At 40.3% G+C, this 22,959-nt stretch carries 22 protein-coding genes; 15 read left to right on the top strand and 7 right to left on the bottom strand.

What is annotated here, in order from left to right; all coding sequences use genetic code 11:
* Window positions 1-186: 186 nt before the first annotated feature.
* Together dapA and PL9631_RS00270 are read right to left on the bottom strand one after the other, a co-directional pair.
* A complete protein-coding gene (gene dapA / locus PL9631_RS00275) occupies window positions 187-1,074 on the bottom strand; it encodes a 4-hydroxy-tetrahydrodipicolinate synthase (protein ID WP_083616051.1) in 888 nt (295 codons plus the stop codon).
* A 75-nt stretch (window positions 1,075-1,149) separates the two neighbouring features.
* The gene (locus tag PL9631_RS00270; protein ID WP_083616050.1) at window positions 1,150-2,178 is read right to left on the bottom strand and encodes an aspartate-semialdehyde dehydrogenase; all 1,029 of its coding nucleotides are present in this window, start codon (window positions 2,176-2,178) and stop codon (window positions 1,150-1,152) included.
* Window positions 2,179-2,496: 318 nt separating this feature from the next.
* On the opposite strand from PL9631_RS00270, the gene tig reads away from it, so the two are divergent.
* Entirely contained in the window at window positions 2,497-3,894 is a 1,398-nt protein-coding gene (tig, locus tag PL9631_RS00265) for a trigger factor (protein ID WP_083616049.1), read from the top strand.
* A 210-nt stretch (window positions 3,895-4,104) separates the two neighbouring features.
* Here the strand turns inward: tig and PL9631_RS00260 are convergent, their stop codons facing one another.
* Entirely contained in the window at window positions 4,105-4,473 is a 369-nt protein-coding gene (locus PL9631_RS00260; protein WP_083616048.1) for a response regulator transcription factor, read from the bottom strand.
* A 321-nt stretch (window positions 4,474-4,794) separates the two neighbouring features.
* Here PL9631_RS00260 and purH point away from each other — a divergent pair, with 321 nt between their 5' ends.
* Both purH and PL9631_RS00250 read left to right on the top strand, forming a co-directional pair.
* Entirely contained in the window at window positions 4,795-6,342 is a 1,548-nt protein-coding gene (purH, locus tag PL9631_RS00255) for a bifunctional phosphoribosylaminoimidazolecarboxamide formyltransferase/IMP cyclohydrolase (protein ID WP_083616046.1), read from the top strand.
* Window positions 6,343-6,421: 79 nt separating this feature from the next.
* Window positions 6,422-7,051: a tetratricopeptide repeat protein gene (locus PL9631_RS00250; RefSeq protein WP_083616045.1), complete on the top strand. Its 630-nt coding sequence runs from the start codon at window positions 6,422-6,424 to the stop codon at window positions 7,049-7,051.
* Window positions 7,052-7,188: 137 nt separating this feature from the next.
* Here PL9631_RS00250 and PL9631_RS00245 read toward each other — a convergent pair whose 3' ends face one another.
* Both PL9631_RS00245 and PL9631_RS00240 read right to left on the bottom strand, forming a co-directional pair.
* Entirely contained in the window at window positions 7,189-8,007 is an 819-nt protein-coding gene (locus tag PL9631_RS00245) for an FkbM family methyltransferase (RefSeq protein ID WP_083616044.1), read from the bottom strand.
* Window positions 8,008-8,466: 459 nt separating this feature from the next.
* Entirely contained in the window at window positions 8,467-9,240 is a 774-nt protein-coding gene (locus PL9631_RS00240) for a pentapeptide repeat-containing protein (RefSeq protein WP_231516593.1), read from the bottom strand.
* Between the two features lie 189 nt (window positions 9,241-9,429).
* Here PL9631_RS00240 and PL9631_RS00235 point away from each other — a divergent pair, with 189 nt between their 5' ends.
* From PL9631_RS00235 to PL9631_RS00185, 11 genes are all read left to right on the top strand, one after another.
* Complete coding sequence (locus PL9631_RS00235; RefSeq protein ID WP_083616042.1) at window positions 9,430-9,819, top strand: hypothetical protein; 390 nt, start codon at window positions 9,430-9,432, stop codon at window positions 9,817-9,819.
* A 202-nt stretch (window positions 9,820-10,021) separates the two neighbouring features.
* Window positions 10,022-11,461, top strand: a complete 1,440-nt coding sequence (locus PL9631_RS00230; protein WP_083616041.1) for a DUF5009 domain-containing protein — start codon at window positions 10,022-10,024, stop codon at window positions 11,459-11,461.
* Between the two features lies 1 nt (window position 11,462).
* Window positions 11,463-12,026, top strand: a complete 564-nt coding sequence (cobU, locus tag PL9631_RS00225) for a bifunctional adenosylcobinamide kinase/adenosylcobinamide-phosphate guanylyltransferase (RefSeq protein WP_083616040.1) — start codon at window positions 11,463-11,465, stop codon at window positions 12,024-12,026.
* Between the two features lie 63 nt (window positions 12,027-12,089).
* Window positions 12,090-12,746 carry a SanA/YdcF family protein gene (locus tag PL9631_RS00220; protein ID WP_083616039.1) on the top strand — a complete coding sequence of 219 codons (657 nt, stop codon included), beginning with the start codon at window positions 12,090-12,092 and terminating at the stop codon, window positions 12,744-12,746.
* Between the two features lie 147 nt (window positions 12,747-12,893).
* Window positions 12,894-13,535 (top strand): transaldolase family protein, encoded by a 642-nt coding sequence (locus PL9631_RS00215; RefSeq protein WP_083616038.1) that lies wholly within the window; start codon window positions 12,894-12,896, stop codon window positions 13,533-13,535.
* A 128-nt stretch (window positions 13,536-13,663) separates the two neighbouring features.
* The gene (locus PL9631_RS00210) at window positions 13,664-14,179 is read left to right on the top strand and encodes an inorganic diphosphatase (protein WP_083616037.1); all 516 of its coding nucleotides are present in this window, start codon (window positions 13,664-13,666) and stop codon (window positions 14,177-14,179) included.
* A 151-nt stretch (window positions 14,180-14,330) separates the two neighbouring features.
* Window positions 14,331-14,690 carry an aspartate 1-decarboxylase gene (panD, locus tag PL9631_RS00205; protein WP_083616036.1) on the top strand — a complete coding sequence of 120 codons (360 nt, stop codon included), beginning with the start codon at window positions 14,331-14,333 and terminating at the stop codon, window positions 14,688-14,690.
* A gap of 87 nt (window positions 14,691-14,777) precedes the next feature.
* A complete protein-coding gene (locus PL9631_RS00200; protein ID WP_083616035.1) occupies window positions 14,778-15,686 on the top strand; it encodes an MBL fold metallo-hydrolase in 909 nt (302 codons plus the stop codon).
* Between the two features lie 73 nt (window positions 15,687-15,759).
* Window positions 15,760-16,326 carry a cytochrome C gene (locus PL9631_RS00195; protein ID WP_083616034.1) on the top strand — a complete coding sequence of 189 codons (567 nt, stop codon included), beginning with the start codon at window positions 15,760-15,762 and terminating at the stop codon, window positions 16,324-16,326.
* A gap of 32 nt (window positions 16,327-16,358) precedes the next feature.
* Window positions 16,359-19,136: a hybrid sensor histidine kinase/response regulator gene (locus PL9631_RS00190; RefSeq protein WP_083616033.1), complete on the top strand. Its 2,778-nt coding sequence runs from the start codon at window positions 16,359-16,361 to the stop codon at window positions 19,134-19,136.
* 3 nt (window positions 19,137-19,139) lie between these two features.
* Entirely contained in the window at window positions 19,140-20,423 is a 1,284-nt protein-coding gene (locus PL9631_RS00185; RefSeq protein ID WP_083616032.1) for a sensor histidine kinase, read from the top strand.
* An 87-nt stretch (window positions 20,424-20,510) separates the two neighbouring features.
* On the opposite strand, the gene PL9631_RS00180 is transcribed toward PL9631_RS00185, so the two are convergent.
* Window positions 20,511-21,074, bottom strand: coding sequence for a DUF1349 domain-containing protein (locus tag PL9631_RS00180; protein ID WP_083616031.1), 564 nt, complete (start codon window positions 21,072-21,074; stop codon window positions 20,511-20,513).
* A 107-nt stretch (window positions 21,075-21,181) separates the two neighbouring features.
* The gene (locus PL9631_RS00175; protein WP_083616030.1) at window positions 21,182-21,505 is read right to left on the bottom strand and encodes an ArsR/SmtB family transcription factor; all 324 of its coding nucleotides are present in this window, start codon (window positions 21,503-21,505) and stop codon (window positions 21,182-21,184) included.
* Window positions 21,506-21,699: 194 nt separating this feature from the next.
* Between PL9631_RS00175 and PL9631_RS00170 the strand changes: the two genes are divergently transcribed.
* Entirely contained in the window at window positions 21,700-22,845 is a 1,146-nt protein-coding gene (locus PL9631_RS00170) for an alkene reductase (RefSeq protein WP_083616029.1), read from the top strand.
* Window positions 22,846-22,959 lie beyond the last annotated feature (114 nt).

The following is a 22,959-nucleotide window of genomic DNA, read 5'->3' as shown; positions in this document are numbered from 1 at the left end:
CTAATCACCGGAGTGTTTGTGTTTTTAATCATGCTGATCCTTTTTTGTTAGGGGTTAATGAATGAAATAATCAAGGCGTTATTCAAGATTTGAGAGAATTTACAGAATCATCCTAATCATTTTGAAAATTCTGTCAATCCGGGTGGATATTTAGTTTTCACAAAGCCTAGAAAAGTTTGCCGAGTTCTACTTAACTAGATCTAATTGACTCAGCACGTCCTTCAATGCGTTTGTCACTTCAACCGTTGGTTCACATAAAGGCAAACGGGTCGATCCCACATTCCAGCCTTGCAAGTTCAATGCCACCTTTAAGGGAATGGGGTTTGTGGTAACAAACAAGGCTTTAAACAACCCCAATAACCGGATATGGATATCGGTTGCCACTTGTACTTGACCCGCTTCAAAGGCTTGAATCATCTGTTGGAGTTGCGTTCCCACCAGATGACTAGCGACACTGACCACCCCGGAACTGCCAACGGCTAACATGGGCAAGGTCAGAGAATCATCTCCAGAGTAGATCGAAAATTCCGAGGGTGTCAACCGTCGAACTTGGCTGACTTGATCTAAATTGCCACTGGCTTCCTTAATCGCCACAATATTCTCAATCTCCGCCAAACGCGCTACCGTTTCTGGAAGGAGATTTTGTCCTGTGCGTCCAGGTATATTGTAAAGCATAATTGGCAAATCGGGACAGGCCTGGGCGATCGCTTGGAAATGCCGATACAAACCTTCCTGGGGAGGTTTATTGTAATAGGGGACAACCTGTAATGTGCCATCTAATCCTAGTTTAGTGGCTTTTTGAGTGGCACTGATCGCCTCTTGGGTGCAATTCGATCCCGTTCCGGCGATTACCTTAGCTGTTCCCGACACCGCCTTCTGCACAACTTGAAATAACTCGTATTCCTCATCCCAAGTCAAGGTCGGAGATTCTCCCGTAGTTCCGCACACAACTACGGCATCGCTGCCGGTGTTCACTAAATGGGTGGCTAACTTTTCCGCCACTGCATAATTCACACTACCGTCTTCGTGAAACGGCGTTACCATGGCCGTTATAACTCGTCCAAAACTTACCATTTCTCTTTAATATCAGTTATCGGTGTTTCCTGCGTTTTTCGATCAGGTTTTGGGTTTTGATTGACGGTCAAAACCTCAACGCCTCAAACCTAAAAGCTGTTTTTCCACTAACAATTCAGCAATTTGCACCGCGTTTAAGGCTGCACCCTTACGAATTTGATCGCCACAGAGCCATAATTCCAATCCACAGGGATGGGACAAATCCTGACGAATCCGACCGACTAACACCGGATCACGTCCACTGGCATCAATGGGCATGGGGAAATAGTTGGCTTTTGAATCATCCACCAGTTCCACACCCGGGGCGGTGCTGAGGATATCCCGTGCTTTTTCCACACTCAAAGGTTGGTCGAATTCTAAGTTAATCGCTTCCGAATGGGCGCGCAACACGGGAACCCGCACACAAGTTGGTGAAATCCTCAGATCATTGACCCCAAAAATTTTGCGGGTTTCATGGATCATTTTCATTTCTTCTTCACAATAACCGAATTCATTAATGGGTGTGTTGTGAGGAAAAAGATTAAAAGCCAAGGGATAGGGAAAAATATCCGTTTTGGGTGTTTCCCCTTGCAAAATAGCTAAGGCCTGTTGCTTCATTTCCTCCATTGCCATGGCTCCAGCCCCACTCGCCGATTGATAGGTGGCAACGACGATTCGCCGAATCGGTTGTACCTGATATAACGGCCAAACCGCCACCGTCATTAAAATCGTGGTGCAGTTGGGGTTAGCAATAATCCCTTGATGGTGGTTAAGGGCCTGGGGGTTGACTTCCGGGACAACTAACGGCACATCGGGGTTCATGCGGAAGGCACTGGAGTTATCGATCATCACCGCCCCGGCCGCGACTATTTTTGATGCCCAAACCTTAGAGGTTGATCCTCCGGCCGATGCCAACACGATATCAACCTGATCGAAGCTGGTTTCTGAGACCGCTTCCACGGCTAAAGTTTCCCCCCTAAAGGTTAACGAGGTTCCCGCCGAACGCGGAGAAGCCAATAACTTTAATTCCCCCACTGGAAAATTACGACTTTCCAGGAGTTCGATTAACTCCGCCCCGACCGCACCCGTCGCCCCTAGAATGGCAACTCGATAAGAATTTGACAAAATTGTAACCTCCGTAATCAAAAAATACCAATTTTAATAAATGTAAATTTTTATAGCCCGCAGAACCTTTGGGTTAATGATTATTAATCGTTGGGTGGAGGCTTAATCCGCCTTAGCCGTTATAGTTGGGCCGTTCTGATCCTGACCAAAATCGAACACAATCTAAGAAACAGTCACACAAGGGCGCATAATCAGTTACGATCATTATTTGATTACACAAACCGACATTAGCAATTTTACCTTGCTAATCCGGTGATTATGTTTCCCCCGCGAGTTAAATGTGTTGGGGGTGTTGAATTCAGAATATCACGATTTTTTATGAAAGTAACCCAGGAAAAACTTCCCGCAAGTCAAATTGGATTAGACATTGAGATTACCCCTGAAATGTCTACAAACGCATACGAGCAAGTTGTTCGGAAAATGAGCCGTTCGGTGAATATTCCTGGGTTCCGCAAGGGCAAAGTGCCTCGCCACATTTTGATTCAGCGCTTGGGTCAGGAACGAATTAAGGCTGCTGCGTTGGATGATTTAATGAACCAGTATTTACCCAAAGCTGTCGAACAGGAGAAGATTCCGGCCATTGGCAACTTTGAGCCCCAAGGCGATATTGATCAACTGATTCAGCAATTTGAACCCGGACAAACTCTGACGATTAAAGTGGTTGTAGATGTGGAACCCGAGGTGAAACTCGGTGAATATAAGGGCTTAACTGTCCAAGCCGAAGAAGTGAAGTTTGACCCCGAACAGGTCGAACAGGTCTTAAAACAGGAACAGGAAAAAAGATCCACCTTAATTCCCGTGGAAGGCCGACCCGCCCAAGCCGGGGATGTGGCGTTTGTGGATTTTAAAGGCCATTTTACCCCAGAATCAGAAACCGACGAACTTGAAGAAATTCCCGGCGCTAAAGGCGATAATTTTCAAGTGGAATTGGAGGAAGGACGGTTTATTCCGGGTTTTGTCGAGGGTATTTTTGGCATGAATCCCGGAGAAACCAAAACCTTAAACCTCAAGTTTCCTGATGAATATGGGGATAAAGATGTGGCGGGAAAGGATGCTACCTTTACCATTACTTTAAATGAAATTAAGGCGAAAGAACTGCCTGAGTTAGATGATGAATTTGCTGAAGAAGTCAGCGAGTTTGCAACTTTAGCCGAACTGCGGGAATCTTTGGAAAAACGTTTCCAAGGAGAAAAAGACGACGAAACCAAATCTAATAAACGTAAAGCGTTGGTTGCGGCTTTAGCAGAAACCATTGAAGTCGATTTACCTGAAACTTTAATTCGTCAGGAAGTTGACCGACTGATTACTGAACAGGTGATGCAGTTGAGCAAGATGGGGTTAGATGTTAAACGGTTATTCACGGGGGAAATGGTGCCTCGTCTGCGAGAACAAGCCCGTCCAGAGGCCATTGACGCTTTGAAGCGGTCTTTAGCTTTGAAGGAAGTCGCCAAACTAGAATCTTTGACCGTCACCGATGAAGAAATTAAAGCCGAAGAAATCAAAGTTCTTTCAGAACTTAAGGGTCAAGATGTTGATCCTCAACGGTTACGCGCTTTTGTGACAGAAGATTTAGTTCAGCAAAAAACCTTCACCTGGCTGGAAGAAAACTCAACTATTGAGTTAGTTCCCGAAGGGACTTTAACCCCTGAAGAAGACGATGAAGACTATGAAGACGATGAAGATGATGAGGAAATTGATAGTACCGAAGAAGAATAAATAATCTGCGGGACGACTATTCAGTTATCAGTTAACAGTTAACAGTTATCAGTTAAGAAGTTTACAGTTAATTTATTAACTCTTCAACTGATAACTCTTTAACTGGTACGAGCGGGTTATTTTAGATATGAGTTAATCACCTCAATCTCGATGAACCCGTCCCTAGAACTGATAACTGATGACTGATGACTGATAACTGATGACTGATCCCTACCTCCGTAGTAGTTGTTTGATGGTACTCAAAAGTTCTTCAGGACGGAAAGGCTTGGAAATATAGGCATCAGCCCCCTGTTTCATTCCCCAGTAGCGATCAAATTCCTCACTTTTACTAGAACACATCACCACAGGAAGATTCTGGGTTTTGGGGTTTTTTCTAATATGGCGACACAGATCATAGCCATTCATATTGGGCATGACAATATCTAATACGACTAAATCCAGTTGTGTAACCTGTTCAATTTTTTCTAAGGCTTGAACTCCATCTTCGGCTGAGATCACGTCGATCCCACTGTCTCGCAACATCTTAGCAATTATCTCTCGGAGAGCGTTGCTATCATCGACAATCATCACGGTAGTCATTTTTAATTTTGCCTATTAAAAGCTAGAATATATGGATTTTGGGGCTTGTTTTTACGTTGGTTGATCATATTCTAGCGGATTTGACCAACCAAAATATCCACAACGGACAAACTGAGTTCTTGGGGGGTCGGTTCCATCGGCGGTGAGAATAGAAATTGACAGGACTTACGCACAAGACCAAAGAAACCCGGTTTCTGGCCCTGATTTTGCGGATGAAATCTGGATTTGTCGTTCAGAAACCCGGTTTGGTGCGTAAGTCCTAATTGAGCCAGTAGGTGCAACAATGGTAGATTGTTGTTTTTGAGTGCGGAGTTTTGCCCCATGGCACGTTTAGCTTTATTAAGTGTATCGGATAAACGAGGACTGATTGAGTTTGCTAAAAGTCTCGTGGAAGAATTGGGTTTTGATTTAATTAGTAGTGGGGGGACGGCCACGGCTTTAAAAGCTGCGGGACTTGCTGTTACCAAAGTCTCTGATTATACGGGATTTCCCGAAATTTTAGGCGGACGAGTTAAAACCCTCCATCCTCGCATTCATGGGGGAATTTTAGCCCGTCGAGATGTTTCTCAAGATTTAAGTGAGTTAGAAACCCATAATATTCGTGCTATTGATTTAGTTGTGGTTAATCTTTATCCCTTTGAACAAACTATTGCTAAACCGGATGTTTCTTTAGCAGACGCGATCGAAAATATTGATATCGGCGGCCCAACTTTATTACGCGCATCGGCTAAAAATTATGCCCATTTAACTGTATTATGTAATCCCGAACAATATGGATCTTATTTAGAAGAATTCAAGCAAAAAAATGGAGAAATTTCTTTAGAATTTAGGCAACATTGTTCCTTAAAAGCCTTTCAACATACGGGAGCTTATGATCGGGCGATCGCAGCCTATTTAGAACAACAAGAACTGCGAGAAGAATCTCCCCTACCCCAAAGTTTTGTCCTAGCAGGAACTCAAATTCAATCCTTAAGATATGGGGAAAATCCCCATCAGCCCGCAGCTTGGTATCAAAGTGGAACTCAACCCACCGGCTGGGCATCGGGTCAGATTTTACAAGGTAAACCCTTAAGTTATAATAATTTAGTGGATTTAGAAGCCGCTAGACGGATTATTTGTGAGTTTCCCGATCAACCCGCCGCCGCCATTTTAAAACATACTAATCCCTGCGGTGTTGCTGTTGCTAATAGCCTATGTACAGCTTATGAAAAAGCCTTTAGTGCCGATTCAACCTCGGCTTTTGGGGGTATTGTAGCATTAAATCAAACTATTGATCAAGAGACAGCAACGGCATTAAGCAAAACCTTTTTAGAGTGTATTGTTGCCCCGGATTGTGATCCAGAAGCGGCTCAGATTTTGAAGAGAAAATCTAACCTGCGGGTGTTACTTTTACCAGATTTAACTAAAGGTTCAAGGGAAACAATTAAACTAATTGCGGGGGGTTTTTTAGTTCAAACCGCCGATGATATTGTAGAGCAATCTACGGACTGGAAAGTGGTGACAGAAAAACAACCCACCCCGGAAGAATTAGAGGAATTAATGTTTGCTTGGAAAGTGGTTAAGCACGTTAAATCTAATGCCATTGTTATTACCAAAAATCAGACGACATTAGGCGTTGGGGCCGGACAAATGAATCGGGTGGGGTCAGTGGAAATTGCCCTGAAACAAGCCGGAGATAACGCTAAAGGCGGTGTTTTAGGAAGTGATGCCTTTTTTCCCTTTGATGATTCGGTTCGCACGGCGGCGGGGGCAGGGATTTCTGCGATTGTGCAACCCGGCGGAAGTATGCGAGATCAAGATTCAATTAAGGCAGCTAATGAGTTAGGATTAGTTATGGTCTTCACGGGTATTCGTCATTTTCTGCATTAATTAACAATGAATATTCCGATATATAAAACTATCGGAATATTTTGAATAAATAGTTCAAGATCAGATTACCATTACAAAGATGAAAAATAAACGGTTAAATTCAAGCCTAATCAAAACAATAATTTTAGGAATAATTATTGTATTACCATCAAAAGTACAAGCTCAAAATGATCTACCCACTCCTAGCGAATTGCGGGGTAAACCCAATGAAGCGCAACAACAAAAATTAGATGAGCAACAATCTCGACAAGCCATAGTTCGTCAGGGAATTCAACTATATCAAGATCGAAATTATGTCGCCTCTGAAGCCATTTTTCGTCAGTTGGTAGAAAATCAACCCAAGGAAGCTAAATATCATTTTTATTTAGGAAATTCTTTATTTTATCAACGAAAAATTGAAGAAGCAACTCAAGCCTATCAAGAAGCTATTAGTTTGAATCCTAAATACGCCCTAGCTTATAATAGTCTAGGATTTTTACACGCTAGTCAAGGACAATGGGATCAAGCAATCGGCCAATATCAAAAAGCACTAGAAATTAATCCTGACTATGCGGAAGCCTTAAAAAATTTAGGGGAATCATTATGGAAAAAAGGCAATACCGCCGAAGCCACTAATGCTTGGAAAAAAGCCTTGGAATTATATACACAACAGGGGAATAATAAAGCCGTCTTACAACTACAACAAATGTTAAGTCAAACCTCACAATAATACACAATCATATTAATTGCAGGGGTGAGTTTCGTGGAAATTTGTAATTCTCCACAGATAACCTTTATAAACTCGCTTTATAAACCCACCTGACTAAATTTTTGATATCATTTGATACAAATGAATAATCAGTATGACTATGGTACAAGAATTTTAAGAATGCTACGTGCTCGATCCCTAATCTCAATACGTCGCTCCTTTGGTATAGCAAAATAATTTGTTGTTCGTCGCGGATATAGGTGACTTTCAATAAATCCATCTTTAGAAAGTCCAAAATCGTTATGGGCAACGCGATTAGGTATAAGCACAACATAGTCACTTGAGAAGAAGAACTCATACAATTCTTCTTTGGTATACCCCAGATCATCATCCAATTGAGGTCCACTTTCAAACATTATTGTTGGACGATTCTCATTCAATATTTTTGTACTTCCACGAAGTACACCCAATTCCGCCCCTTCAACGTCAATCTTAATGACATCGATATCATTAGATAAGACTATCTCATCTAGTCTTTTGATCGGCACTTTTATTTCGTATGTTTCCAATTCGTTGAGGCTGACTGGCCTTCTGAGTGAGCTATATCCTGACTGTTTTAAGTGTACGAAAAATGAAACCTCTCCTCTGGATTCGCCAACTGCGCAATCGTGAAGCTCAATAAACGGAAACTTTCGCCGTAATTTGACAATTTTCTCCGGAATTGCCTCGATAGCTACAATTTTTATCGTAGAGTCGGTGTTAGCAACTTCAGAAATAACAGAGCCAATATGGGCTCCCACATCAACGAATGTCTTATGAGATTGACAAATTGTCGTCACAAGTTTCGTTGCCATTTGATCATTTGCAACTGTACCGACTCTCTCCGGATATGAGAACGCCATGTTAAAAATATCGAACTTGTCGCGAAGGGATAATGCAAGTCCGCCAATCAGACCACCCAATAACTGTTGCTTCATCTGGACTATATGACTCCATCGTAGAAAGTGAATCGATTATAGCAATTCCCAAACTATAGCAATCCTAATTTGAGTTGTGTTCAAAATTCCCGATCAAAAGGGAACAGGGAACACTTCGACAAGCTCAGTGCAAAGCAGGGAATAGGGAACAGGCAACACTGGATAATACTTCTGACTGTTTCATGTCAGTATTGAAATATTACAACCTATTTAGGATTGCTATAGTGAGGTACGATCAGAAAATGATAACTAACTAATCCAGAAAAAAAGATGAAAGCCCATTCTGTTGACCTCAGACCAAAAATTATAGATATTTATACTGACAATCATCTATCTCAACGTCAGATGGCTCAACATGATATTCAAGATGGCATAAAATTACCGAAATTCCCTTGTAGGAGCGAGTATCGCCCCTACCATTTTTGTAACCTGTTAATATTCTCTCTGGCTTTCTATTCCCTATTGAAATAATAAACTTTCAACCTGTTCTGAAGTCGGTACCACCACACAATTGACAACATTTGTAATGACACAAACAACCGGGGATAAATCCGTGCCTTGGAGAAGACTTCCCCTGAGTGTAGTTTGAGATAATTTAGCGCGATCAATGTTAGTATCAGCTAGAATCGTAGCAGTTAAATTGGCATTTTCTAAAACTGCACGATCCAGATTAGCTCTGCGTAAATCCGCACCCAATAAATTAGCTCCGGTGAGGTTTGCTGCTTCTAAATCAGTTTCAAATAAAAATGCCTGACGCAAATCAGCATTTTCTAAATTTGCCTGATTCATATAGGATTGGCTAAAATTTGTACCGACTAAACTGGCATCTCTTAAATCCGCTTTGATTAAATTTGCCTGAGCTAAATCCGCTTGGGAAAGATCCGCTTCTCTAAAATCCACTCGCTCTAATATAGTATTCCTTAAATTAGCATCAAATAAGTTAGCAGATGCTAAATTAGCTTGAGTTAAATCTGCATTATATAAATTTGCTTGATTTAGATTAGCACTGCGAAGATCAACTCCTCTTAAATCTGCTCCTTGCAGTTGAGCTTTAAATAAATTAGCCCCCCGCAGATCAAACTGTTGTAGATTTGCCCCTCTTAAATCACATTCGGGACAACGATTTGTAGTTCTTAATTGTTGCAAATCCGATTCATTTTCCGCTTGAGCTACGGTTGCCAATCCCAATGTAGATAGAATAACAGACAATGCTAAGGTTTTAAAATTCATCATCCTCACTCCATTTTTTAGTATTTCTGCTCAATCGTTTCTAACCTGGGGGTTAGCAATGGATTGAGCGTTTGCCCAAATTCTATCACAGACAGCAGAAGTGACAAGAGTTTTTTAACTGAATGATTGCCATTTTAGAAAATAGGAGTAAAATTAAGCTGTAATTAACTTAACTTTTTTTCAGGGGAAATTATGGACAACGGAACTTATGAGTTTAATGAATCTCAGAATCAACTGATTTTGGATTTGTCTAAAAAAATGATGTTTGTGAGTTACTTTCTGATTGCCAGTGGGGTATTAGGGGCAATTACTGGACTTATTATGGTGTTAAAGGGAGGATTTGGCGGACTGGTACAGGGAGTTATTTTATTAATCACTGGAATTTGGACAATTAATGCTGCAAAAGCGTTTCAATTAATTGTTGATACCCAAGGAAATGATATTGAAAATTTGATGGGTGCTCTGGGACAATTGCGGAAACTTTATACTCTGCAATATTGGCTATTCTTGATTGCTGTAATCTTTATGGCAATTGGTTTAATTGCCGCTATTATATTGGGTATTGCAGCCGGTGGAAGTTAATCTAGTTTCATCAATTTGAAACAACTTTAATCCTTACCCCTTTAAGTTATCTTTTCTGATATAACGAATCACTGAGCCAAATTTTCTATTGATATTTTTGCAAAAAATTAGGATGATTCTGCTATAATAAAAGTTAACAAAAAGGGGGTATGATTGATGATTTACCATCCGTTAGTGGTTAAGAAATAGACGATTTACCCTAATGAAATTAGCCTATCAATATCGATCCAGTTTTCCACGTATAGAAGCCTTAGATGCTTTGCGAGGGATAGCGGTTTTAGCGATGGTTTTATCCGGTGTAATTCCTTTTAATGGAACTTTACCGCCTTGGATGTATCACGCCCAATTTCCACCTCCTAACCATCAATTTAATCCTAAAGTATCTGGACTAACTTGGGTAGATTTAGTCTTTCCTATTTTTCTATTTTCTTTAGGAATAGCGATTCCTTTAGCCTTATCTCGACGGTTATCTCAAGGATGGAAAACTGTTGATATCATTATAGGAATTTTAAAACGGGGATTTTTATTAGCAACTTTTGCGATTGTTTTACAACATTTTAGACCAACAGTTATTAGTCCTGAACCTAATTCCGAAAAATGGCAACTCGCCTTAATTGGATTTACGATATTATTTTTAATGTTTGTACAATTACCTAAGTTTATTCCTAAATGGTTGAATTTGGGTTTAAATTTAATGGGTTGGGGGGCTGCGATCGCAATTTTAACTCATATTAAATACCCCCATGATCTCAAATTTCCTCAATTTTCTCTCTATCGTAGTGATATTATTTTATTAGTCTTAACTAATATTATTGTTTTTACTTCTTTGATTTGGCTATTCACTCGAAATTATCCCCAATTTAGGATCGGGTTACTGGGAGTTTTATTAGGTTTAATTCTCTCGAAATCCGCCGGAGGATGGATAACAGATATTCTATCAATATCCCCGATTCCTTGGTTATATAAATTTGAATATTTAAAATATTTATTTATTGCGATCCCCGGAACTTTTGTAGGAGAAGAAATCATTAATTATCAACAAGTTGAGGATCAAGATATCCCCAAAAATTGGAACCAATTTCGCTTAATTGGAATTGTGGTTGTCATGGGATTAATTATTTTAAATTTACTCATTGGTTTACAATCTCGCTTACTCCCCCAAACCACAGGAATTAGTTTAATTTTATTGCTTTTTAGTTATCGCTTACTCAGGGAACCTAACCATCCCCTAGAAATGTTATTATATCAGATGTATCAATGGGGAATGTATGGGTTAATTTTAGGATTAGCTTTTGAACCCTATCAAGGAGGAATAAAAAAAGATCCCGCCACGATGAGTTATTTTTTTATTACCACGGCGATCGCTATTTTTCTGTTAATTATCTTAACAATTTTGATTGACGGTTTCCGGCAAAAACCCTGGTTTCAGTTATTCATTGATACGGGTAAAAATCCGATGATTGGTTATGTCGCCTTTGCTAATTTATTATGGCCGATTTTAGAACTAAAAGGTTGGACTACTAAAATTGAAGCCCTAACTAATACTCCAACCCTGGGATTTTTGCGCGGATTATCTTACACTTTAATTATAGCTTTATTTGTAAGTTTGTGTACAAGATTAAAATTATTTTGGAAAACTTAATATGAGTTCTTTAATTATTCCTTCTGAATTAATAGTAGTAACTGGCCCAGCCCGTTCAGGGAAAAGTGAATGGGCGGAAACCTTAGCCAAACAGTCTGAAAAACAAGTGATTTATATTGCAACTTCTCAACGAGATCCAATGGATCAAGAATGGCAAATTAGGATTCAAAAACATCAAGAACGTCGCCCCATTTCCTGGGAAATTTTAGAAGTTCCGATAGACCTAACTGCAACCTTAGAAAAAATATCGGGTCAAAATACTTGTATTTTAGTCGATTCCTTGGGAACTTGGTTAGCTAATTTGCTGGAACAAGATGAAGTTACCTGGGAAAATACGCAGTATCAATTATTACAAATATTAGATAAACTTCCAGGAATGATCATCTTAGTAGCCGAAGAAACTGGATGGGGAGTGGTTCCCGCATATCCCATGGGTAGAACCTTCCGCGATCGTTTAGGGGCGTTAGTGCGTCATTTAGGGGCGATAGCGGACTCCGTTTATCTGGTGACAGGGGGTTATGTTTTGAATTTGACCCAATTGGGTTCACCCTTGGAGTCAAAATAACCGCTTTGCTGATACCCTATTCCTAAGCTAAACTTTGTCTCTACCACGGTTAACTTCAATCTTATGCCTAAATGGTTTATCTTGCACTGGCGTTTTCTGGGTATATTAATGGTTTTAGGAACAATATTAGTCCCTTTTTTGTTGACGATTTATATTAAAACTGTTACGAATAATCGCCGATTTACGCAACCGGAAACCGTCCCGAATAAACCCGTGGCGATTGTGTTTGGGGCAGGAGTTTGGGCGGACGGAACCCCCACACCTATGTTAGCAGATCGGGTAGAAGGGGCAGTGGAATTATATCGTTTGGGGCGAGTTCATAAAATATTAATGACGGGGGATAATGGTACTCCCGAATATAATGAAGTGGTGGCAATGCAGCAATATGCAGAACGTTTGGGAGTTCCGAATAAAGATATTAGATTAGATTATGCTGGATTTAGTACCTATGAAAGTTGTTATCGGGCTAAAGCTATTTTTGGCATAGAAAGGGCGGTTTTAATTACTCAAAAATATCATCTTCCCCGGGCGGTTTATACCTGCAACCAATTGGGTGTAGAATCCGTGGGCTTAGGAACACCAGACTGGGGAAAATTTCGGGATGATTCCATGAGATTCTATACCCAACGGGAAGTTTTAGCCGTAATTAAAGCTATCTTAGAACTGCATATTGTTCGCCCCAAACCGACCTTTTTAGGGCCGTTTGAAGGAATGTCATAAATCAGGGAACAGGGAACAGGGAACAGGGAACAGGGAACAGGGGGAGGCAGGGGGAGCAGGGGGAGCAGGGGGAGCGTCCCCGCTCGCTGACTAACAGACTAACAGAAATCAATAATCAACACTCAACACCTAAAAAGAATTAAATCTATGGGTTTATATTTGGATTCGGCAATTATTTCGGAAGCACAAATGGTGAAAGATTGGGGATGGGTGAAGGGAATTACAACTAATCCTACTTTATTAGCTAAAAGTGAATTATCTCCTGAAGAAACTTTGAGACAGTTAAAACAATTAATTTCGGGGGAAATCTATTATCAGTTAATAGCATCGGATTTTCAAGGAATGGTAAGAGAAGGAAAAAAAGCCTTTGAATTACTAGGAGAACAAACGGTTTTAAAAATTCCAGCGACCTCCGTGGGATTTCAAACCGTTGCCTATTTATCTCCAGAAATACCCTGTTCTGTGACTGCTATTTATAGTGCTGCTCAAGCCGCCGTGGCGATGGAAGCGGGGGCAAAATATGCGATCGCCTATGTAAATCGGGCAACTCGATTATTAGGAGATGGCATTGGATTAGTCAAACAGATGAACCAGATATTAGCAGGAAGCCCTACCAAAATTCTGGCCGCGAGTATTAAATCCCCCCAGGAAGCCGCAGAAACCCTACAAGCCGGGGCTTATCATTTAACCTTACCCTTAGAAATTTTAACTGCTATGACAACCCATGAATTATCAGAACAAACCGTTATAGAGTTTAATCAAAAGGGTCGGGGAATTGATGTGAGTTAATCGGGAAACGCAAAAGCCCGATCGCTTGTCAGCCCTAACCCCCCTTGGAGGAAATCCCCATCCGCCTTAGAATTATAGAGGGGATCTTTCCCCGATTTTAATGATTGTCTAAGCTTGGAGAACGATTCGTGGATTTATCAAAGATTGCGCCCCAACCCAAACCGGGTTTAATTAACGTTTTGATTGAGATTCCAGCCGGAAGCAAAAACAAATACGAATACGATAAAGAGTTACAAGCCTTTGCTCTCGATCGAGTTTTGTTTGCCTCCGTCCAATATCCCTTTGATTATGGCTTCATTCCTAATACCCTCGGGGATGACGGAGATCCCCTAGATGGTTTAGTGATTATGGATCAACCCACCTTTCCCGGATGTGTGATCGCAGCCCGACCCGTTGGGTTTTTAGAGATGGTCGATGGTGGCGATCGCGATGAAAAGATTCTTTGTGTTCCCGCAGCCGATCCCCGCTACGCCCATGTCAAATCCCTGAAAGATATCGCGCCCCATCGTTTAGAGGAAATTGCTGAATTTTTCCGAACCTACAAAAACCTAGAACGGAAAGTTACTGAAATTCTGGGTTGGCAGGATGTGGATCAAGTTGCTCCCCTGGTAGAAAAAGGGATTAAAGCAGCCGGTAATCACTAATTAGTTATCAGTTATCAGTTATCAGTTATCAGTGGAAGAAATAAAATCTCGATTTTATTGATTAATAGTAACTGTAAACTTTCCTCTGAAGTGATGACTGGTACACCCAGTGCGATCGTGAAGTTTCTACACTGATTACTGATAATAGCAAATGCTCCGAACACTACTATCCGCTAAGATTCATAACTGTACTCTGACCTCCGCCAATGTTAACTATGTAGGAAGTATAACTATTGATCAATCCCTGCTTGATGCTGTCGGAATCTTCGTTCATGAACAGGTGCACGTCGTGAATGTTGCCAACGGGGAAAGGTTTATCACCTATGTCATTCCCGGTGCAGCCGACTCTGGGGCGATCGAATTGAATGGCGCAGCGGCCCGTTTAGGTGTTGTCGGCGATCGCCTAATTGTGATGTCCTACGCACAATTTACACCCGAAGAAGCAATTACTCATGAACCTAGAGTAGTTTTCGTGGATCAAAATAATCGAATTGCGGAAATTCGAGGCTAAAATGATTTTAGCTAAAACCGCAATTATTCCCATATCTTTTTAATTGCCGGCTAAGTCAACCTTCTACGTCCAAGGCTAAAATAAACGATGCCAGTTTCTGATCCGCGAGCCCAGAACCCACATTCCTCTGATCAAGTAACCCCCATGGACAAGAACTCTGCAACTGATTTTTCCGTGCGATTCTGGGGGGTGCGCGGTAGTATACCCACACCTGGAGCTCAAACGGTTGAATACGGAGGGAACACCTCCTGTGTGGAAATGCGCTTGGGTGAAAAACGCTTAATTTTTGATGCAGGTACAGGCTTAAGAGTCCTGGGAATGGATCTGCTCAAACAAATGCCCGTGGAAGCCTATATGTTTTTTTCCCATACCCATTGGGATCATATTCAAGGGTTTCCGTTTTTTGTTCCTGCTTTTATTCCAATTAATCGCTTTCATATTTATGGGGCGATCGCACCGGATGGAAGTACCATCAAAGACCGTTTGTGTGATCAGATGGTGCACCCCAATTTTCCCGTCCCCATCCATGTCATGCAGTCGGATATGAAGTTTTATGACCTCTTTCCGGGGGATACATTAACTTTAGATGATATCAAAATCGAAACAGCCCCCCTGAATCATCCAAATGGCGCCGTGGGCTATCGAGTCACTTGGCAGGGAAAAACGGCGGTTTATTGTACCGATACCGAACATTTTCCCGATCACTTCGATAAAAATGTTTTACATCTGGCCAGGGACGCGGATGTATTTATTTACGATGCCACCTACACCAACGAAGAATATCACAATCACCAATTACCTAGAATTGGTTGGGGACATTCCACCTGGGAAGTGGGGGTGGAATTGGCAAAAAAAGCCGGGGTAAAACAGGTGGTGATGTACCAACACGATCCCTCCCATACCGATGAAATTCTTGATCGGATAGAAGCCCAAGTTCAGGCTGTTTTTCCCAAGGGTGTTGTGGCTAGGGAAGGCATGATCTTAAACCTAGATTAACTGCCAATTCTCCAAAGACGGTGCTAATCTGAGCTAGGATTTCAGTGATGTTGCCAGATTATTTGTCTTGGTTATGGGTTTTTTAAGTCAAAACAGAATTAAAAATCAAAAGGGACGCTCTGCTTCCTGGGTATTAATTGCAGTAGTCGGGATCTGGAGTATCGGGATTGCCTTGGGGATGGCCCAAACCCTGAATGCTGTTTCCCCCAATAGAAGCCAGGTTTCCGAAATGAGTCAAATCGCCAGTGTGGACAACATCCAACCTGGAACAGCACTCGGACATGAACTTTATCTTAACACCTGTTCCACCTGTCATATTGCTATCCCACCCCAGGTATTTCCCACCCAAACTTGGCAGCAAGTGATTCAAGATCCCCAACATTATGGTGCAACACTACAACCCTTGGAAGGGCCATCATTGTTGTTAATGTGGAAATATCTCCAAACCTATTCCCGTCCCATTGCCCTCAAAGATGAGACTGTTCCCTATCGTTTTAATCGTTCCCGTTATTTTAAAGCCCTTCATCCCCGGGTTGATATCCCTCAACCTCTGACGGTAAATAGTTGTGTGAGTTGTCATCCGGGTGCATCGCAATTCAACTTTCGCAGCTTAACTTCAGAGTGGCAAAATTCTCCCTAATTAGTTATTAATATAATCTCAAGTTCTTTAATATGATCTTCTCTTTCTCTCCCCGATTTCGTCAGTTTAAGCAATCCCAGGGAATTTCCCTGCGTTGGGTACTGGTAGTGCCTTTTTTATTGGAAATTTCTATTGCGGTGGGTTTGACCGGTTGGTTAGCTTTCAGTCATGGAGAAAAAGCGATTAAGGAACTTGCACAAGAAATTGAAAATGAAGTTAGTTCTCGAGTCGAACAACACTTAAATAGTTATCTTGCCACCCCCCATCAAATCAATAAAATTAATGCCGATGCTGTTGAATTAGGCTTATTAGATCTGAAAAATTTTTCTGAAGTTGGGCATTATTTTTGGAAACAACTTCAATCCTTTGATGTGGGTTATGTTTATTATGTATTACCCACGGGAGAATATGCCGGAGCCGGATATTTTTTGGATTTGAATAAAGCCGGCATTGATGAACTTTCTCCCCAAACCCAATGGAAATCTAATACCTATGCAACAGATGCCCAGGGAAATCGGACTAAATTAGTCGGTTCTTATGATAATTACAATCCCCGCAATGAAGCTGCTTATACCGATGCAGTTCGGGAAAAAAAACCAATTTGGAGTCAGATTTATCAATGGGATAATTTTCCCGATATTATCTCTATTTCCGCTAGTTATCCCCTATATAATACCAGGAAAGATTTAACTGCTGTCTTGGTAACAAATTTACGCCTATCCCAAATTAGTGAGTTTTTAAAAAAGCTAAAAACCAGCAACTCTGGGCAAATATTTATTTTAGAACGGAACGGACTTTTGGTGGCAAGTTCTTCCTCAAAACTGCCTTATAAAATGGTGGAGGGTGTGGCGCAACGGTTGAATGCTGCTGATAGTCAAGAGCCAGTAATTCGAGAAACCTTTAAAGCCTTAACTCAAAAATTCGGTCAAGTTAGCTCAATTACCCAAGATAAATCTCTACAAATTTCCATTAACAATCAGGATCAATTTGTACAAATTACCCCTTGGAAAGATCCGTGGGGTTTAGATTGGTTAATTGTAGTGGTAATTCCCGAAGCGGATTTTATGGGACAAATTAATGCTAATACTCAAAAAACCATTCTTATTTGTATTATTGCCCTAATCATAGCCATGTTATTCGGACTATTAACTTCCCGTTGGATTACCGAAAAAATTATGCGCTTGAGTATCGCTTCCCGGGAAATTGCCAATGGAAATCTCAGACAAAAAATTCGGATTAAGGGAATTAAAGAAATTATAATTTTAGGAAATTCTTTTAATCAAATGGCTCAACAATTACAAGAATCATTTACGATTTTAGCCACCGCCAATGAAACCTTAGAACAACGAGTTAAAGAACGTACCTCCCAACTACAAACCGCCGCCTTAGAAGCTGAATCTGCTAACCAAGCTAAAAGTGACTTTTTAGCTAATATGAGCCATGAACTTCGTACCCCCTTAAATGGGATTTTAGGCTATGCTCAAATTCTACAAAGGGAACCAACTCTAACTCCTAAACATCTGCAAGGACTCCATATTATTTATGAATGTGGTTCTCATTTATTAACCCTAATTAATGATATTTTAGATTTTTCTAAAATCGAAGCCCGGAAACTAGAACTTTATCCCATTGACTTTAATTTAGAACATTGTTTATGGGGAATTAAAGAAATTTGTCGTCTAAAAGCCGAACAAAAAGAATTAGAATTTAATTATCAAGAATTAACGGCTTTGCCCCAAGTCATTCATGCCGATGAAAAACGGTTGCGTCAAGTTTTATTAAATCTATTGGGCAATGCCATTAAGTTCACTGATACCGGGTCGGTTTCTTTTCAAGTGCAAGTTTTATCCGAATCAATAGAAGCTGATTCCGTTAAAATGTATACCTTAAGATTTCTAGTTGAGGATACGGGAATTGGGATTAATCCCGAACAAATTCAAAAAATATTTTTACCCTTTGAACAGGTGGGAGAACACGCCCGCAAAGCTGAAGGTACGGGATTAGGATTAGCCATTAGTCATCAAATCATAGAGATGATGGAAGGCAAAATTAATGTTGATAGTATACCCGGAATTGGTAGTAAATTCTGGTTTGATATCAATTTACCCGCAGCCCAAGATCAAGTGATTAAAAAAACTGAATCCTCACAACAAATTATCGGTTATCAAGGAGAAAAACGCACAATTTTAATTGTCGATGATCGCTGGGAAAATAGATCTGTTATTGTTAATTTATTAGAACCCCTGGGCTTTGAAGTCATCGAAGCTACTCAAGGACAGGAAGGGTTAGAAAAAGTGCGACAATGGTATCCTGATATAATTATCACAGATTTAACGATGCCTATTTTGGGTGGCTTGGACATGACTAAACAATTAAGAAATGATCCTGAATTTTGTGATCTGGTGATTATTGCTTCTTCTGCTTCTGTATTTAGTGCGGATCGAGAAGAATGTTTTAAGGCAGGTTGTAATGGATTTCTAGCTAAACCTATACAAGAAGCAGTTTTATTAAATCAACTACAAGAATGGTTGGAATTAACTTGGATTTATCAAGATTCAGAAAGAATAATAGACCATTCAAAAACACCTATATCCCTTAATTCCTTAATTATTCCTCCGTCCAAAGAACTGATCAGCTTGTATAATTTTGCCAAGGGAGGTTATATTTTAGATATTCAAAATGAAGCAAATCGGATTAAACAGTTAGATACTCAATATACTGATTTTGCCGATTATATAATTCAATTAGCTGAAACTTTTGAAGACGAACAAATTATCCGCTTTATTCACCCTTATATTAATAATCAATAATCCATGAAAAATACTTATTCCTATTCTATTTTAATCGTAGATGATAATTTGACTAATATTAAATTATTATTGGATGTTTTAAATCAGTCAGGATTTAGAGTATCTATTGCAAAAAGTGGGGAAAATGCTTTACTTAAACTTCAAGAAACCTTACCGGATTTAATCTTATTAGATGTGATGATGCCGGGAATTGATGGCTTTGAAACCTGTCGTCAATTAAAAGAAAATCCTAAAACAAAAGATATTCCCGTGATTTTTATGACGGCTTTGAGTGAGTTAGTTAATAAAGTCAAAGGGTTACAAGTGGGAGGGGTAGATTATATTACTAAACCCATTGAACCGGAAGAAGTATTAGCCAGAATTAATGTTCATTTACAATTAAGAAAAATGCAGCTTCAGTTAATTCAAACTGAAAAAATGTCTTCTTTAGGTCAATTAGTCGGGGGTGTGGCCCATGAAATCAATAATCCAATTAATTTTATTTATGGCAATATCTTTTACGCTCAACAATATGTTAGAGATTTACTCAAAACCATTCAACTTTATGAACAGTATCTTCCCCCTGATATCCCTGAAATTGAACAATGGTCTGAAGAAATTGATTTACAGTTTTTAAAAAATGATCTCCCACAACTCTTATCCTCCATGGAAGTGGGTGCAAATCGGATTCGAGATTTAGTCCGATCTCTACGGGTTTTTTCTCGACTGGATGAATCACAATTAAAAACAGTAGATCTCAAAGAAGGAATTGAAAGTACATTAATGCTATTAAGTCATCGGCTAAAATCTACTTCCCATCGTCCTGAAATTCAAGTGATTCAAGACTATGATCGATTATCGACTATTGAATGCTATGCTAGTGAAATTAATCAGGTTTTTATTCACTTATTTAATAATGCTATTGATGCCATTGATAGTAAAATCACGATGTTAGAAAATAAACCAAATCATCAAGAAGATTTTAAACCTAAAATCACAATTAAAATCGAATCAATCACTGATAAATGCCAATTAATGATCAATATTAGTGATAATGGGATTGGGATGTCGTCGGAAGTTATCCGTCGCAGTTTTGATCAATTTTTTACCACAAAACCTGTGGGACAAGGCACGGGTTTAGGATTAGCAATTACCTATGCTATTGTTGTTGATAAACATGGGGGAACCTTAACCTGTAGCTCTGAGGTGGGAGAGGGAAGTGATTTTACCATTACCTTGCCTTTTTATCAGGAAATCAGTTACAGCAAGGAACAGTTAACAGGAAACAAACAACAGGCTGCGCCGTGAGCGTTAGCCGAACGGGAAAAAGATCTGATCATCTAGGTTTGCTTAATCATTCTGTGTTCTAAACTTCTATTTCCTATATATTATGTATTATTCAACCATCTGAAGTTTAAACCCTTCAAAGGTAGTTAAAAACCCTTCTCCTTGAGGAGATGCACACATTAAACCCGCTTGAACTGTTGGATTATAAGTTAAATATCCTAAACGTAACAGTTGATAATCTTGACCATTCAAAGAATATTTAATTTCTACCGTTTCTGCTCGTCGCTCTAATTTTAACCATAAGGAAACCGGGGGAGAAGACAGAGGAATAACCGACCAATCTGAATAGTTTCTCGTAATCACCGCACTAATATTCTGGACTGCTTCTACAAATTCAATTCCGCATTTTAACCAAACCGTTTCACTTTCCCTGACCATTAACCCCGCTTGATCATAAAGGGTTTGATAGTCTCCCGTAATTTTAATATCCAGATTAAAATTTCCCGATATTTCTTGATAATAAAAATGTCCATTATCTCGAATAAAATCATAATGGGTGATTCGCCAAAAATCGGTTTTTCCTAGGGATTGAACAATAATTTTGTCCTCTGTTTCTTGCCAAAATTTAGGCTGATTGTACCAAATTTTATTCGTCGATAGCGCTTCAGACATTATTAAACTCCTTATACCAGTTTTCTTTAATGCTGCAACTTAATTATACTGATGATAGTCTGCAACCGTCGATTTTGCAAGTATTAACATCAGGATTACTGCTTTTTTCAGTCCGACTGCATTAACCTTTGAAAACACTCCTTTAGGACATTCCAATTAATCGAATTATACTTGGTTTGTCCGTCTTTTCTAATATTAATTAATCCCGCTTCTGCTAAAATTTTAGAATGGTGACAAAACAAAGCTAAACTAATTCCCGCCCGGGATGCCACTTTAGATCCACTCATTTCCTTTTGTTGTGCTAAGATCTCAATCATTCGTAATCTGGTGGGATCGCCTAAAGCTGCAAAGATTTTAGCTCGTTTTTCCGTATCACTAATGGTTACGGTTAAAGGTGAATAGGTATCGAGACTTTCGCAGGAGTCGGACATAATGGGGTTAAAGTGGGGCTATATTTCCATCGGTATCAACCACTTGACACGGATGCTGTATTATCACCATTCTACCTCCTGTGAGCCCAAACTTAAATAGTTAAGCAACCGCTTGACTTTTTCAGAGGAATGTTTTACCTTGATAATTAAACAGTTGTTTAACTACTAAACTAAATCTTTGGAGAAAAGACATTATGAACACTCAATTTAACCTATTCTCCCCCTTCCAATTGGGTCGCTACACCTTGCCCAACCGCGTTGTGATGGCTCCACTCACCCGAAACCGGGCCGGAGTTGGAAACGTCCCCGTACCCCTGAACGCCGAATATTATGGACAACGGGCCTCGGCGGGATTAATTATTTCTGAAGCTACCCAAATTTCTCCCCAAGGCGTAGGCTACCCAGGCACACCAGGAATTCATTCTGCCGAACAGACCGAAGGCTGGAAACTGGTTACTAAAGCAGTTCACCAACAGGGAGGCCGAATTTTCCTGCAATTATGGCACGTTGGCCGGATTTCCCATCCCCTGCTACAACCCAATGGAGCCTTGCCCGTCGCCCCCTCAGCCATCGCCCCGGAAGGAACAGCCAGCACCCTGGAGGGGGAAAAACCCTTCGTCACCCCCCGGGCGTTAGCAACCGAGGAAATTCCTGGGATTGTAGAAGACTATCGCAAAGCGGCGGAAAATGCCTTATCTGCGGGATTTGATGGGGTAGAAATTCATAGTGCCAATGGCTATTTATTGGATCAGTTTCTCCAAGATGGTACAAACAAACGCAGCGATCGCTATGGTGGCACACTGGAAAATAGAACTCGATTTTTATTAGAAGTAACGAGAGCGGTGGTGGGTGTTTGGGGAAGCGATCGCGTCGGGGTGAGACTCTCTCCAGGGGGTACATTTAATGGAATCTCCGACTCTAATCCCGTAGCAACCTTTAGTTATGTAGCTAATGCTTTAAATCAATTTAATCTAGCCTATTTGCATATTGTTGAACCGCGATCGAATGCTGATGCTCTGAATAATTGGGATAAAATGGATCAAACAGAAATTCGCTTGGCAGAATTAAACGCGGGATTTTTCCGTAACTATTTTAAGGGTGCAATTATTTCCGCCGGATCGCATGATCGAGAGAGCGGAAACCAAGCGATCGCTGTTGGAAATGCCGATCTAATTGCCTATGGACGGTTATTTATTTCTAATCCAGATTTACCTAAACGTTTTGAGATCAATGCCCCATTAAATCCCTATGATCGGTCTTTATTTTATGGGGGGACAGAAAAAGGTTATACGGATTATCCTACTTTAGAAAAACTGCAATCCGTTGTCGTTAATTCATAATATAGCTGTCGCGCTTGGCAGTTAGGACTCATACTGATCTCTATTCCCTATTCCCTATTCCCTATTCCCTATTCCCTATTCCCTATTCCCTATTCCCTGTTCCCTGTTCCCTGT

Source organism: Planktothrix paucivesiculata PCC 9631 (assembly GCF_900009265.2).
GTDB lineage: Bacteria > Cyanobacteriota > Cyanobacteriia > Cyanobacteriales > Microcoleaceae > Planktothrix > Planktothrix paucivesiculata.
The sequence above is the reverse complement of the archived record's forward strand: the minus strand, read 5'-3'. Positions and strand labels throughout refer to the sequence as shown.